Genomic DNA, 14,654 nt, shown 5'->3' with positions numbered 1-14,654 from the left:
CGATGGGGATTGATCATGTGGGCATTTCTGAACGAGCTGTACCGCGAATACTGCCTGGCCCGGATGAACGAAATCCGGAAGTTCGAGCTGACGCATTGAGGAAGGCGACAGCCATTTAACGATCCCCCTAGAGCCATTGCTTTGCTAGCCGGCCAATCCGGGCGATGCCGGTGGTCTCTCGTCAGCCTTTTCGGTTTGCCGAGACCTTCGATCTTGCGGGTGATGTCGCGGATGATGCGGCCGAGATAGGCTCGGACCGTCCTCAAGGCTCAGTTGGCGCGCTTGAACTGCTTGGCGTGGGCATAGCGCTGATGCTTGATCAGCGCGAACTTGCCCACCCAAGCATAGGACTCTCGCGTTCATAGCTAAACCCGGTTGTGTCGTGCAGCATAAGAAAGAGACCTTCAGCGGCGGCGGGACGATCACGTGTCGATTGGAAGTCGCCCGCCAGAATGTCCACTTCGCTGACCCGCTCATTAGAGAAGAAGCGATAGGCTGCCTTGGTATTCGCCCAATCGGCAGACGAGCAATGCTTTGTCCCATGGCGCTTCCAATCTGCGTGGCAGTTTGCGGAATCTGTCGCCGAACCGCGCGTCCCTAAACTCGCGTCCACTACTCTCTCGACCAATCCAACATTCACCTTAAGGATCGCAAATGGCCTTTTGCAGATCGATCCCTTAACCTCAGCCCCATAGAGCACCCCCTCGCGAATCAGGTGGTCAGCAAGGAATCACAAGTGACTCTTTCGACTCAAGATTTCGCCGATCAGCGGATCCGTTCGATGTATTTTCACCGGATGGATACAGCGGAATCGAGCATGGCGCGCGAAGAGGGCACCCACAAATTCCTGCCGCCGCACGCGGATGCACGTCGCCCCGTGTTCATCGGACCACATGTTGCCGTCGCGCGCGCCGAGCGGCTTACGCCGCAAAGGCGGCGCGTGAGAGTTACTCCCGTGCCGGGCAGTCTGCTGGCATCGGTGCTTACGCCCTCGCAGGGCGATCGGTCGGCTTTCGCTGGAGCGATCTGACTGCGTCGCGTGCGGGCCTTTCTATGGCAAAATAGCTGAGGACCGAGATGCCAAAGGTCGCAACGATCAGTGCTGCGTATACCCAAATCGACCACGTCCTAGACACACCGAAAGCAAGTCGGAACAAGAGGAATACGATGAAGTGCATCAAATAGATTGAATAGGAAATGACGCCGAGAAAATGCAGTGCCTTCGACCCTAGTACGAGCGATGTTGCAGAGGTCTGATCTGTCGCGGCGAGCACCACGAACGGAAACAGAAAGACAAGCGCGTGCGAATTTGCCAGGCCAAAATATAACAAGACCAGAATGGCCCCGAAGCAGAGCCAGATGAGAGCTGAGAACTTGGTGCAGAGCGTGTGGATCTCGTCCCGTTGCTCGAAGCTCGAGAACGCGATCCATCCCGTGGTGAAGCCGGCAATTCCTCGCACGAGATTCACCCAGTAGCTCCAAGGGCTCTCGGCGACATAGAGCTCGGGGTTCGTCAGCCGTTCATCGAAAAACCTGACGAAAAGACCATAGGAAACGGCAGTGAGCGCGATGACGCAGAGCAGTTTGACGTTTTCCGAACGCGGCGCCTTCAGGCGCAGCAGCAGGGGAAACAGCAGGATGTAGCAAAACCATTCGATTGATATCGACCAGGACTGCATGTTCCAATGCACTCCGGTACCGATGATCGGCCAGGCGTTCAGCATCAACACCTGCAGCACAAAGTCGGTAAGGGACGTGCTGGCAGGATAGGTCGTTGGGTTGACGAGAACGGGCCAGGTATAGGTCGCCCCGACAATGATTAGCGTAACAAGGTAAAGGGGATAAATGCGAGCAATGCGCGCGATCAGGTAGCGTGAGAACTGAAAGTTCGTCCCGGTGTAGACGTAAGAAAGCGTGAAGCCGCTCAGGCAAAAAAACAGATCGACGGCGGCATCATGCCAGAGGAAGAATTCCTGGAGGTCATAGGGCAGTGTGGGGTGGAAGTGCGCCAGGGCGACGACCGTGGCCGCAAGTCCGCGGAGCCCTGTCAGCGCCTTGAGCTCTTGGCGCAGATGGTGCGCAGGACCGTTTTGCGCGATGTGACGAGACTCCAAGTTTGCGCTCTCCCTTTTGCGCCGCACGGACTCGTAGCATCAAGACGGTCGCCTAACAATTTGAGCAGGTGTGGAAGTCGTGTTGATGGTTAGCCGCCGGGCGGAACCATCCTGCCCGAATTCCGGCGCCGTTCCCCGTGTGACCACTTTTGGAGTTGGCTCGCCCCTCCAAATGCCAGAACTTGTCAGGCTCTACCGACTTCGCCTCCGTTCACTCGCGCCATGGCGGAGACGGGTTCGAGTGCCGTCTCGCGTCATCTTTTCAATAACTTAGCCCACACTTCCGATTTCGCGACGAACGACATTATCGGAAGTTCTTCGTTAGGCTTTTTCTTTGTCTCGATGACTCGAAACGCCGGACGCCTGCCACGCTGATTGGGCTGTTAGCCATGCGCGCAGCTGCTTGTTGCGGCCGACGCGCGTTTGCCGTTTTGTTGGATCGATCCTTGATCGAGGCGTTGCCAGGCGTTGACCTAGACCGCGCTTGTTCTGCAAATGCCGAACCTCGCTCTCGCCCCCGGATGGTCCGAGCGCCGAGCAGGCCCACGGGTCACGCAGTGGCGGCAATCCAAGCTGGAGAGGTGAGGGCGCCTCTGTGGCCGTTGTCGAGACGGGCAATTTTGCGGCAGCCATCGGGTTGCGCACATTTATCGAAGTTGACTTTGATTGACGTCCAGGACGGAAAGCATGGTTTCAAATAGTCGGTCTGTTCAGATGGATTCAGAAGCGAAGATGAGCGCGTCCCCTGCGCGCAACGATCACCTTCGGCCATGGTTGCCGCTTTTATTCGCAGCCACAACGTACCTGACCCTCATTACCAAGAGGTTCGGCCTATTAATGGATGCCGACATCTATTGGCACATTGTGGTCGGGCAGTGGATCATGGATCATCGTGCTGTACCTCACGTTGATTTGTTCTCTTTCACGATGCCCGGCGCGCCCTGGATAACCAGCGCGTGGTTGGCAGAAGTCATTTATTTCGTTGCGTTCAAATTGGCCGGGTGGCCCGGACCTGCAATTCTTGCCGCGCTGTCGGCGTCTGTGGCGATTTTTCTGCTTACCCGCCTGCTACTGAAAAGATTACCGAATGTGCCGGCCGCGGTCATCGTGGCGGCTGCAATCGCCATGGCGGCGATACACACGATGGCACGGCCGCATGTCCTGACCTTCCCGTTGATGGTGCTGTGGGCGAACGCCCTGGTAGAGGCGAGTGAACAACGACGAGCGCCTTCACTCTGGTACGTCCCGCTCATTACGCTCTGGGCGAACCTTCACGGCAGTTTTACGATGGGGCTGGCGTTGATCGCGCCGTTCGCCCTGGAGGCGGGTTGGACCGCAGACAAATCCGCTCGCGCAAAGATCGCGTTGCAATGGCTTCGATTTGGGGGCCTTGCTCTCGGGGCCGCCTGCATCACGCCGTATGGGCCGGAATCGATCCTCGTTACTGTACGCCTTTTTCAACTGGGACCGATTCTTTCAAAGATAAACGAGTGGCAACCGCTGGACTTCAGCGAAACAAACTCCGTAACGGTTTGCTTGATTGCTGGCGTTGGCTACCTCCTGTACAGCGGGCTCAAGCTGCCTCCGATCAGGATCGCCGCGCTTCTCGCGGTCGTTTGGCAGACCCTTGTACATGTACGCTACGTCGACGTTTTCGCACTGGTTGCGCCATTCTTCATTGCGGGCCCGTTAGGCCAGCACCTTTCGTGGCTCCAGTCGCAACACGGCAGGAAAGACGTACAACCAGCAAGGTCAGCGTTTGTCGCAGCTATCGCTGCTCTAGTTGTCGCGACTGGCGTGATCGTCGCGAGCGTGCATCACACGCCACCACATGTTCCGCGCGTTGCGGTCGAAAAGCTCAAGGAGTTAAATGCAAATCGCATCCTGAATGAGTACTATCTCTGCGGATATCTTATCTTTCAGGGCTTTCCGACGTTCATCGATTCTCGTGCCGAATTTTATGGGGCGGCCTTTCTTACCCGCTATTACCGGGATCTTTCGCTTGAGGATATGGCGGACTTCGTCAGATTGCTTGACGAATACAAGATCGATGCAACGCTGCTATTCCCGTCAACCCGAGCTGTCGGTCTGCTCGATCGACTGCCAGAATGGGAGCGGGTGTATGCGGATGAGGTGGCCGTCGTCCACGTTCGGCGCGCGCGTCCCAAAAATGCGGATGCCCGAAGGTAGGGCGCTGTCCTGCATCCCTCAAAAGCTATCCGGTTGCCGGGTCGGCGCTGCGCGACGGTAAGAAATCAGGATACGAGCGAAACCCAGCCCCAGCGAGCCGCCGGGCGTGCCCTCCGTGCAAATACGGAAGCGGCTGCCAGAGTAAGGTTAAGAAAAAGTTAGTGCTGACAATTTTAGCCGAAATACTATAAAACTTAACGGTTGGCAGCGGATTGTGTGCCGACGGCTTTGCAAATTCATCTGGTATAAAGGATTTCCCATGTCGAAGTTTTACATCAAGACCGCGGAAGCTTTGGAACGGCTGCGCGCGGACAGGGAGGGCGTCGTGTCCTTCGAGTACATCATCGTCGCAGCTTGCATCGTCGCCGTCGTGATTGCTGTGTTCAAGACTGACAACAGCGTCTCGACTGCGCTGGCCGCGGGAATCACCAAGATTTCCACTGCGATGGCTGGCCTCTGAATTGACCGCTCGGAGAGGGCGCCCGGATCCTGCACCTCAAGGCGCCCGCTTTTAAATATCGGCGAGTGGAGGTCGCGGGACTTAGGCACGCGTGATCCCGTTGCGATCTGTCTTCTGGCTCGCACTGCCTAGATCCTGACAGCGAAGTCAAGCTGACCTCCACTCAGGATTGCGCGGCTGCTCGCTGGTCGGCATGATCTTGTCCATAGACGCAGCGCCGACTTTTTGCACTATTTACATCCTTATTGATTACCGATCCGCTAGGTTAGCATCTGTTTGTGGCACCGGTCCGCAAGGCGGCAAAGTCATCCGGGCAGCACGGACAGCATTTGGCGCAGCCATCGCAGCCGGCGTTGTCGCGATCGGGGTGATCGTGGTCGACCCAAGCGCGACCATTTCAAGCATTCACCCGGTGTTCGCGAGTTCGTTCGTTTCAGGGTCTGGTCGGCGAATTGAAGATCGACAGGATGCTTCTGCCCTTGTCAACTTGGACTGTCGGCCTGCTTGATCAACCGCTGGACCGAGAGTGGAGCGCGAGGTCGCCCTCGTCCGGTCCGCGATCAAGCCGCATCGAGCGCCAAGCACCACTGTCAGGGTCGTTTCGCCACTACCTGAAATTGTGGTGGTGCCGGAATGTTGAGCATAGCTGACGAGAACTTGTGCGAAGCTTGGCGCATTTCGCGTGCGCTACAGGATTGGCAGCTGTCCGCGCGTCTTTGCCTCAATAACCGCCTTGTATTTCGGGAAGCCCTACACCGTATTCGCACGGACCGGCATCAAGGCGATTGCCGAGTAAGTGAATTCTCCAGTCATCTCAAGCTATTCCGGCCATTGTCTGCGCTGCAGCCCCGCGAGCGAGTCGCCAGCTGCTGCGTCGGTAGGGTTAACGAACGATTACCAGATGACAGGCAACTGGCGAGATACTATAAATAAATTGCAGTTGGCTCCGGATTTTGCACGCCAACGGTATCGCGTAAATTCATCGTAAAAAGGGATTTATTCCTATGCTTAAGCATTACATTAAAACCACGGAAGCTCTGAAGAATCTTGTCGCCGACAAGAAGGGCGTGGTGTCGTTCGAGTACATCATCGTCGCGGCTTGCATCGTCGCCGTGGTGATTGCTGTGTTCAAGACCGACACCAGCGTCTCGACTGCTTTGCACAGCGGGATCACCAAGATCTCGACAGCTATGGCTGGCCTCTGATTTTACTACTGGAGGGGGGGGGGGCAGCGCCTTCCCCCGTATCCGCTGCCCATATACTCAGGATTTCATTTTACAGGGGTGGATTGAACAGACGTCTCGTTTTTGAAAAGCTCCTCGAGCCAAGGAGGGATCTTTTCGGTTTGGGTATTGCGTGAAGACATTGAAGCTGTGTGCTTCGCATATGCGATCTTCGTTGTTTGTGCTGTGGTTGTAGTGACTGCTGTGTTCGGTCCTGGCAACGATATCTCGGCGGCGTTAACGGGCCCGCTCGCTGCGATAGGTAATGCCATAGCCACCGCAGCTCGAGTTTGATACCGCCGCCTGACGCAGACATTTGGAGCCAACGATAACCCATTTTGGACGTGTATTTTCTTACTGTGTTGAGGCGTGTATGTGATGAGTTTGATTGTTCTCATAGCCTCGGTTCTGCAAATTCTGCTATTGTTGTATGTGGCGACGATCGATGTCGCGACGAGACTGATCCGAAACGAGATTTGTCTGTCGCTGGCGCTGTTCGGGATCGTGAGCCAATTTGCCAGCCCAATGCAGCTTGCGGAGTCGCTAATCGTCGCCGCGATCCTGTTTCTGCTGCTGTTCGCTATCTACACACGAGGAGCGATTGGCGGCGGCGACGTCAAGCTGCTGGTTGCCCTGGCAGTTGGCCTCCCGCTGCCCGACGTGATCCAGTTGCTGACCGTCACCGCGCTGGCTGGCGGCGTTCTCGCCCTCGCGCATCTGGTGATGCGCAACCTACCATATCCGAGATTGGCTCCCACCGGTGCGTCATTCGCTCGCCGGGTCTACGCGATAGAGCGCTGGCGCCATCTGCGGCACGCACCGCTGCCGTATGGCATTGCCATAGCCTGCGGTGGCATCTGGACGATTTTGAGCAAAGGATTTTGAGATGTCATCCGCTTTGCGTATTTCGATCATCGTAGTGCTGTTGCTCGCAACCACCGCGTTCGCACTGATTGCTTTCAACATGAATCAGCCGAGACAGGCCCCCGTGGCAATCGTGGAGGGCGCGCCGGCGGCCGCACCTGCGCCGCATGCAACGGTCGGCTATTTCGTTGCGGCCCGTTCGCTACCGAGGGGCACATTGGCCCGTGACGAGGACTTCGCGATACGCACGTCTGCGCCGGAAAGTGTTCCGGCGGGAGCGATCCTTGAGACGCCCGACTCCAAGGCTGGACTTCCCGGTGCTCTGGTTCGTAAGTTCGTCGACGCTGGCAGTCCCGTGACGTTGCAGGACATCTTGCGTCCGAAGGATCGGGGGTTTCTCGCCAGCGTCCTGGCACCGGACAGTCGTGCTATTAGCATCAAGGTCGACGAGGAGTCCGGCGTCTCTGGCCTGATCAGGCCGGGTGACCACGTGGATGTCTTGTTGACCCAGGTGTTTGAGAAGGGAAATCCGGCGCGCCGTGCTCTGAGCGAAACCGTTTTGCGCAACGTTCGGGTTATCGCTATTGATCAGGAGATCGTGCAGGGCGGGCGCGGCATCAGCAGCGTGACAGGCAAACAGGCGCAAACCGTGTCATTGGAGCTTGGGCCTGACCAGGTCAAGAAGATCACCGTCGCAAAGCAGCTCGGAACGCTCTCACTTTCTGTGCGCGCAGCTGTCGACGAATGGGACAAGGCAGACAGCGGCGCCATGTCGAGCTGCGATGTATCGCCCGAGCTCGCCCGCCAAAATGCAATTGCCGGCCACACGACGGAGGTGGTCATTCATTCTGGCGGTGAGCGTAAGGAGTTCTCCGTCAGGAGAGAAGGCCCAGACAGCGGCCTCACGGACGTCAGCTGCGATGGGTCGCCGGAGCTTTCCCGCGAGACGACAACGACGGCGGCGGCCGGCTACTCCGGCAAGTTGCAGGAGAAAAGATGATGAACATGACAATGGTAGGCGTGCCTGAAGCTGTATCCGTCGTCGCGCGCGACCGGGTTGTCTGTTTCGTCGATGACGAGTTGAGCGCCGCGGCTCTGCGCAAAGGCCTCGATGGCAGCAACTTGGTGATCAGGCGCGGAACGATCCGCAATGCGATACGCATGCTCGAAACCGATACTGAGCTGTTTGCGTTGGTGGTCGACATCAGTGGTATCGATGATCCGTTTACCGAACTGGAGAGGTTGGCAAGCGTCTGTCCACCCGACGTCCGGGTGTCTCTGATCGGTGAGAGCAGGGAAATCATTTTCTACCGCGAACTGATGGAAATCGGCGTGACGGAGTACCTTCCGAAGCCGCTCACGCGTGACATGGTGCTCGACATGCTGCGCCCGAAGCTGCTGGGCGACGTGCCGAGCAGTCAAGCTGATCGTGGTGGGCATGTGATATCGATCTGCGGGGCACAGGGAGGCGCCGGAGCAACCAGCATCGCCATCAATCTCGCACTGCAACTCGCCGAGGCCACCAAGGCCAAGGTCGCTTTGCTTGACCTTCATCTGCAGAATGGTGAAACGGCAGTCATGTTGGGCGTTCAGCCCGGGCCGGGGCTCCGGATTGCCCTGGAAAACCCGATGCGGGCGGACACATTGTTCCTCGAGCGCGCGGCAATTGATGTCAACGAGCGGGTTTGCCTGATATCTGCCGATGAGGATCTGGATGCACAGCTCGACATCACCGAAGCGGGCGTGCGACATGTGTTAGGACTGCTCCGTCAACGGTTCAACTACATTGTGGTCGACGTACCGGTCCCGTTTGGACCGTCGATGCATCCGGTACTCATGCTATCGCGTCACGTTCTCGTGCTGCTGGAGGCCGAAGTGACCGGACTTCGCAACGCCCACGCGCTCCGCAACGCTGTCACCAACATCGCTGGCAAGGATCGGGTCTTTACTTTGCTCAATCGTGCCGATCGGCCCGGGGGCCTTCCCAGGGCAACGATCGTCAAAGCCCTGGGCGCGGAGCCGGACATGGTGATTCCCGATCTCGGAAAGGGGATGACCCAAGCGGTTAATCTCGGAATTCCGGCTCTCAAGCACGTCAGGGGATTGCGACGTTACCTTGCTCCGATCGTGCGGGAGATCACAGGGGTCGGCGCCCAGCCGAAGGGACGCTTGCGGAGGCTGCTTGGGTTATGAAGAAATTCGGGAGGCGCGCAGACGACCCGGCGGATCGTTTGCCTTCATTGATGTCAGTGCCTGAATCGCCACCAAGCTTGCCTGCATCGGCGCCAGGCTTGACGCCGGGGCAAGTCGAACCTCCGGCTCAGCATCATCCGGTGATGTCGGCATCGCTACGCGAACGCGTCATCGAGCAGATCGAGCCATCGGCAGCGGCGACGGTTTCGCGCGACGTTCTACGGCGGCAGATCGAGGAAATCATCCACGGCATCGCCAACCAGGACCGTCTCGAACTGTCCGGTCGCGAGCAGCTTCTGCTAGCGGACGAGATTGCGGACGACATGACCGGCTACGGACCGCTCCGTCCGCTCCTGCAGGATGAATCTATCAGCGATGTGATGGTCAACGGACCGAGCAACATCTATGTGGAGCGAGCCGGCAAGCTTGAGCGGATTGCGGTGCGATTCCGCGACAACGATCACATCGCATCTGTGGCGCAGAAGATCGCCGCGCAGGTCGGGCGGCGCGTCGACGAGTCCAGTCCGATGGTGGACTGCCGCTTGCCGGATGGCAGCCGCGTCAACATAATTCTTCCGCCACTGGCGATCCATAGTCCGTGCATCTCGATCCGAAAATTCCCGAGCCGCCGGCTGAACATCGCCGGGATGATCGCGAACGGATCGATGAGCGCAGGCATTGGGCAATTGCTCGAGGTCGCTTCCCGCTGCCGTCTCAACGTCTTGGTCTCCGGCGGCACCGGCTCTGGCAAGACGACGATGCTGAACGCCATGAGCCAGTTCATTGACCACGGCGAGCGCGTTGTCACCATCGAGGATGCGGCGGAGTTGCAGCTTCAACAGCCGCACGTCATCAGCCTAGAGACGCGGCCTCCCAGCCTCGAAGGCACCGGGCAGGTGACGCAACGCGATCTGCTGTGGAATGCGCTGCGCATGCGTCCGGACCGGATCGTGGTGGGCGAGGTGCGCGGCGCCGAGGCATTTGACATGCTGCAGGCAATGAACACCGGCCATGACGGTTCGATCTCCACGGTGCATGCCAATAGCACTCGCGACGCCCTGACACGCGTCGAAAACATGGTGCAGATGGGGCAGGTCAATCTGCCGTCGCGGGCGATCAGAACCCAGATCGTCGCGGCGTTGGACATCATCGTTCAGGTCGAACGCATGCGGGACGGACAGCGCCGCATTGTTCAGATCAGCGAGGTGGTCGGCCTGGAAGGCGAGGTGATCACCACCAACGACATTGCCCTGTTTGAGTACAAGGAGGAAGACGTTCACGGCAGGATCCAGGGCACCTACAAGTCCACCAACGCAGTCCCGAAATTCAAAGGCCGTCTCGTCTATTATGGACTCGAGCGAGCCTGGGCCGACGCCATGGGGCGAATATGATACCGATTTATGTGATCGTCATTGTCCTCGGGCTGCTCGTGTGCGCGTCGTGCACGACGTTGGTGCTCGATGCCCGACAGCGACGCATTGATCGTCAACTGGCGATAGCTCTGCCCGCCTCGCAGTCGGCCGGCCTGCCGTCAATTCGTCGTGCGGAGACCGGATCCCGCTCGCAGTTTTTGCACCGCCTAGTCAATTACCGGCTCGAGATCCCTTACGCTTGGCGCCCGGCCTATGTGCTGCTTGCCGGTTTCATCGCAGCCGCGGCATTCTGGTTTGCCGTAAACCCGCTGCAATTTTCCACGCTCAAGGTGTCCATCGTGGCTGCATTCATAGCCATCATGGTGGTGCGAGGCCTGTTCGGGTGGCAGCAGCGTAGCTTTACCGACAGACTGTTCCGGCAACTGCCTGACACGGTCCAGCTCGTCACGAGTACGGTTCGATCGGGGCTGCCCGTGCACGAAGCATTCCGAACCATCGCTCGCGATATGCCACAACCGACAGCCGGGCAGTTTGCGATCGCATGCAGCGAACTGAATCTGGGCAGACCGCCAGCGGACGTCATTGAAGGCATCTATCGGCGAACGCAAGTGGCGGAGTACGGCATCTTCGCAGTGACGCTTGCGGTGCAGTTGAAGTCAGGCGGCAGTTTGGCCGAAACCCTGCAGATCCTCGGAGATACCGTGCGGCAGCGTGTCGCGCTCGCTGCTCGCGCGAAGGCTCTCGCCGCAGAGGTGATCTTTTCGTCACGCGCACTTTCACTCGCGCCGTTCATTGTCGGTGGCGTGATTTACTCGCTCAATCCCGAAACGATCGATATCCTGTTCCGCGATCCGGCCGGAAATGTGATGCTGGCCTACGCGGTCACCTCGGTGGTTATCGGGCACTTCGTGATCCGTTGGATGATCAGAAGGGATACAGCGCTATGACCGCAAGTCTCGGCCTGGTCGCTCTCGCCATCGCAGCTGCGACTGCGACCTTCCTGTTGCTCATACGCGAAATGCACATTCGTGCATTGGACGCACGTGTGTCGAACGCGGTGCTTGGTATCCCTGACCAGACGGCGCGCTCCAAGGACATTGTCGGCTGGTTTTCATCGCTAGGCGCCCGCTATCGACGGTTTTATGCCGAGGAAAACATCGAGGAACTGCGAACGGTCCTTCAAGCGGCTGGTTTCAATCATCATCGGACCCTGTCGATCTGGATCGGCGTCAAAATCTTCTGCATGTTCGCTATCCCGATTGCTGCCTTCCTTTTTGCGCAGCTAACGGGCGCGAATTTGCTGGTTTTCACGCTTATTGGCGTGGTGCTCGGAATCATGGGGCCGCGATTGATCATGCTGGTGCTGAAGCGGCGTTTTGACGCTGCCATTCGGCTCGGCATGCCGGATGCCATCGATTTGCTGGTCGTATGCAGCGAGGCGGGAATGGGCCTTGAGAGCGCGCTGCAACGCGTGGCGGCTGAAATCCAGCAGACCAATCCCCCCATGGCCGGCGTCCTGACCGATCTGCTCGATGATCTCCGCGTCCTGCCAAATCGCTTCGACGCATTCGAGAAGCTGGGAGCGAGGTCGGAGGGACTTCGCCGCTTCGGCACCATGATCAGCCAGAGCCTGCAATACGGAACGCCGTTGAGCCAGGCCCTGCGCGCCATCGCTGCCGACCTGCGCCGGGAACGCATCACCAAGCTCGAAGAACGAGCCCACAAGCTGGGCGCCAAGCTGACCCTTCCGATGGTGCTGTTCCTGCTTCCGGCCATGTTCGTCATCCTGGGCGGAGGGCCAATGCTGAACCTCATTCATGCGTTGAGGTGAATTCGCATGCGGACGAAAGCCAGGAGCATGGTTGCGTTTGGAGCACCAGCCTTTCGGTCGCGTCGAGGTCTGTCATGAGCCGCAAAACCTCTTTCCTCGCGGATCAGCGCGGCGCCGTCGCGCTTGAGGTCCCGGCCGTCTGGCTTTTTTTGATGTTGATTGTGCTTCTGCCGCTTGCCGACATTGCCGTCGCCGGCTTCAAGTTTATATCCGCGCGGCAAGCATTGCGTAACTTCGGGCAATCCATTCTGTATTCCCCGCCACCGGACGTTACGAATGCGTCCAGTTGGTCGTCGGCCGCGCTGGCCAAGGCCGACACCCGTTATCCGATTCCCAGCATTCAGCTCATTTGCGGGGAGAGCAATGCCGCCTGCAGTTCAGCTAACTCTGACCCCACCCAGCCGAAGTATTTTGTGTACACGACAACGGTCACATTGTCGCCGATCGTGTTGAAGTCGCTGTTGTGCACGGGCGGCACGACCAGTGGCTGTACGTTCACACTGACTTACTCAGAGCGGTTTCAATAGGTGTCCCATGCGCAAGCTGTTCCGTAGCCGTCGAGGTTCAGTCGCATTCGCAACCTCCATCGCCCTGGTGCCGGCGGTCGGATTTATGGCACTTGGTGGCGAGGCAGCGTCCTGGTACGTTACCAAGCAACGCGTCCAGGGGGCGGCTGATGCGGCCGCCTATGCGGGCGCCTTGCGGCTTGCATGCGAGGCTTCTGGTCAGGCTGGCGTAAGCTGCAATAACTCGCAGCCGTTCGACTACCGCGGCAAGCAGGGTGCAGCCCAGAACGCGTTCTGCAATTCGGGCGACACGTCCTATCCTGGTTCCAAATGTTCGACGAGCCTTCCGAGCGGAATCTCACAGAGCGTGGAGGTCGCTTCGCTGGCGTCGTGGAACGGGACCGCGGGCACATTCGTCCAGGCGACCGTTAGTCAGCAGCAGCCGGCATATCTCGCCAGGTTGCTTGGTTTTTCGACGATCAACGTTGCTGCGACGGCGGTCGCCAGTGTCGCTAATGGATTAGAAAAACCTCCATGTGTGTTGGCTCTGAAAGACGCCGTCACGTTCCAGGGTAGTGCTACCGTATCGTCGCCAACCTGCGGCATTTCGTCGAACAGCACAGCAGCAAATGCGATCGGCTTCATCGGCAATTCGGGGATTTCGGTGAATGCACCGAGCTACACGGTCGGCGGCTGCTCCCAGACGGGAGGAAGCCAATGCACCGGCGTGCAAACCTATCAGCAACCCATCCCTGATCCATTAAGTGCAGTGAACACGGCGCTGTCCGCGTTGAAGACGTCAGATTTTCCGAACAAGAACAATAACTCAACACCTCTGCCATATGAGACATGCACCTGTTATAATAGCACCAACAATCCGACGTTCAGTTCCCCGTTGAACGGCACGTACTATTTTTCGGGAAACGTCAAAATCAATAACAATCCGACCATAACAGGCACGGCGACCCTGATATTTTTCGCAGGAGCAACACTCACCATTACCGGTACCCCGACGATCCAGCTTACGGCGATGAGCGCGCCGACCGGACCGCCGGTATTGTCGGCATCGGTGAAGGCTCTTATGGCCAAGCTCCTCATCTATGATGGTGAGGCCTATACGAAGCAAGGCGTCAACATCAGTGGCACTTCCAATAGCTATTTCAACGGCACGGTCTATATACCGAATACTCCCGTCACGTACGGAGGCAACAGCACGTCAAGTGCCCCCAGTACCGGTTGCTACCAGGTCATAGCTTACGCTGTGTCTTTCACCGGCAATACAGTGCTGGATAACTCTAACTGTCCTACCTCTTCAGGTAGTCCTGGTTCGGGAGCAGAGCCTGGCGTCCAAACCGTGCTTTTGGTGCAGTGATGAGAAGGCTCGATCAGCGTGGCGTCGCGGCGATTGAGTTTTGCGTCGTCGCCGCCGCGATTTTCACGTTGATCTACGCCATCTTCGATCTCGGGCGTTACGCAATCGCGATGCAGTCATTGCGCTCGCTGGCGGGTGCTGGTGCGCGAGCCGCCATGATCAACGCCTGCTATACAGATGCCGCACTCAAGAGAACAACAACCGTCACCTGCAGTGGTGACTACACGACCGACGCGCAGAAGCGAGCTCTTGTCCCATTCCTGTATGCTGGCGGTCTCACACCTACAGTGACTACGGTGACGGGAGCCTCTGCAGTTACAGTCACGGCATCGCTGCAAGGTTTCAGCATGATGTTTCCAACGATATGGGGCTCATCATTCAATAACCCGAGCGCCTCCACCCTGATTCCGTTACCAAACTGAGAGTGCTTCTGCCGGGGTTCTGCGGGAGCGCCGTGAAGCAAGAATCACGGGAGTCAGTCCCCACTCAGACTTGATCTGATTGCCAGCTTGGGCTGCTAACGTCGGC

General features: G+C 58.2%; 14 protein-coding genes and 1 pseudogene. 12 read left to right on the top strand and 3 right to left on the bottom strand.

Annotated features, from left to right (window positions below; all coding sequences use genetic code 11):
* Positions 1 to 203: 203 nt before the first annotated feature.
* From XH89_RS25700 to XH89_RS25690, 3 genes and pseudogenes are all read right to left on the bottom strand, one after another.
* Positions 204 to 356: pseudogene (locus XH89_RS25700) on the bottom strand (IS5/IS1182 family transposase); the annotation flags it as partial.
* Positions 320 to 613, bottom strand: coding sequence for a transposase DNA-binding-containing protein (locus tag XH89_RS25695; RefSeq protein ID WP_194463166.1), 294 nt, complete (start codon positions 611 to 613; stop codon positions 320 to 322). The gene XH89_RS25695 and the pseudogene XH89_RS25700, both read right to left, overlap by 37 nt.
* A 370-nt stretch (positions 614 to 983) precedes the next feature.
* The gene (locus tag XH89_RS25690; protein ID WP_246767620.1) at positions 984 to 2,114 is read right to left on the bottom strand and encodes an acyltransferase; all 1,131 of its coding nucleotides are present in this window, start codon (positions 2,112 to 2,114) and stop codon (positions 984 to 986) included.
* Positions 2,115 to 2,801: 687 nt separating this feature from the next.
* Here XH89_RS25690 and XH89_RS25685 point away from each other — a divergent pair.
* The 12 genes from XH89_RS25685 (at position 2,802) to XH89_RS25630 (ending at position 14,548) form a co-directional block, all read left to right on the top strand.
* On the top strand, positions 2,802 to 4,304 hold the full coding sequence (locus XH89_RS25685; protein ID WP_246767619.1) for a hypothetical protein: 1,503 nt from the start codon (positions 2,802 to 2,804) through the stop codon (positions 4,302 to 4,304).
* A gap of 259 nt (positions 4,305 to 4,563) precedes the next feature.
* On the top strand, positions 4,564 to 4,764 hold the full coding sequence (locus tag XH89_RS25680) for a hypothetical protein (protein WP_194463165.1): 201 nt from the start codon (positions 4,564 to 4,566) through the stop codon (positions 4,762 to 4,764).
* Between the two features lie 1,004 nt (positions 4,765 to 5,768).
* Positions 5,769 to 5,969, top strand: coding sequence for a hypothetical protein (locus XH89_RS25675; protein WP_194463164.1), 201 nt, complete (start codon positions 5,769 to 5,771; stop codon positions 5,967 to 5,969).
* 396 nt (positions 5,970 to 6,365) lie between these two features.
* Positions 6,366 to 6,872: a prepilin peptidase gene (locus XH89_RS25670; RefSeq protein WP_246767618.1), complete on the top strand. Its 507-nt coding sequence runs from the start codon at positions 6,366 to 6,368 to the stop codon at positions 6,870 to 6,872.
* Between the two features lies 1 nt (position 6,873).
* A complete protein-coding gene (gene cpaB, locus XH89_RS25665; RefSeq protein WP_194463162.1) occupies positions 6,874 to 7,851 on the top strand; it encodes a Flp pilus assembly protein CpaB in 978 nt (325 codons plus the stop codon).
* Positions 7,848 to 9,044, top strand: a complete 1,197-nt coding sequence (locus XH89_RS25660) for an AAA family ATPase (RefSeq protein ID WP_246767617.1) — start codon at positions 7,848 to 7,850, stop codon at positions 9,042 to 9,044. The genes cpaB and XH89_RS25660 overlap by 4 nt, the downstream gene beginning before the upstream one ends.
* Positions 9,041 to 10,435 carry a CpaF family protein gene (locus tag XH89_RS25655; RefSeq protein ID WP_194463161.1) on the top strand — a complete coding sequence of 465 codons (1,395 nt, stop codon included), beginning with the start codon at positions 9,041 to 9,043 and terminating at the stop codon, positions 10,433 to 10,435. Before XH89_RS25660 ends, XH89_RS25655 begins: the two co-directional genes overlap by 4 nt.
* Positions 10,432 to 11,364, top strand: a complete 933-nt coding sequence (locus XH89_RS25650) for a type II secretion system F family protein (RefSeq protein ID WP_194463160.1) — start codon at positions 10,432 to 10,434, stop codon at positions 11,362 to 11,364. Before XH89_RS25655 ends, XH89_RS25650 begins: the two co-directional genes overlap by 4 nt.
* Entirely contained in the window at positions 11,361 to 12,248 is an 888-nt protein-coding gene (locus XH89_RS25645; protein WP_194463159.1) for a type II secretion system F family protein, read from the top strand. The genes XH89_RS25650 and XH89_RS25645 overlap by 4 nt, the downstream gene beginning before the upstream one ends.
* 74 nt (positions 12,249 to 12,322) lie before the next feature.
* On the top strand, positions 12,323 to 12,775 hold the full coding sequence (locus tag XH89_RS25640) for a hypothetical protein (RefSeq protein ID WP_194463158.1): 453 nt from the start codon (positions 12,323 to 12,325) through the stop codon (positions 12,773 to 12,775).
* A gap of 7 nt (positions 12,776 to 12,782) precedes the next feature.
* Positions 12,783 to 14,126, top strand: a complete 1,344-nt coding sequence (locus tag XH89_RS25635) for a pilus assembly protein TadG-related protein (protein ID WP_194463157.1) — start codon at positions 12,783 to 12,785, stop codon at positions 14,124 to 14,126.
* Positions 14,126 to 14,548: a TadE/TadG family type IV pilus assembly protein gene (locus XH89_RS25630; protein ID WP_246767615.1), complete on the top strand. Its 423-nt coding sequence runs from the start codon at positions 14,126 to 14,128 to the stop codon at positions 14,546 to 14,548. Before XH89_RS25635 ends, XH89_RS25630 begins: the two co-directional genes overlap by 1 nt.
* The last annotated feature ends 106 nt before the right edge of the window (positions 14,549 to 14,654 follow it).

Origin of the sequence: Bradyrhizobium sp. CCBAU 53340 (genome assembly GCF_015291645.1) — a bacterium.
GTDB lineage: Bacteria > Pseudomonadota > Alphaproteobacteria > Rhizobiales > Xanthobacteraceae > Bradyrhizobium.
This window is presented reverse-complemented; position numbering and strand designations above follow the sequence as displayed.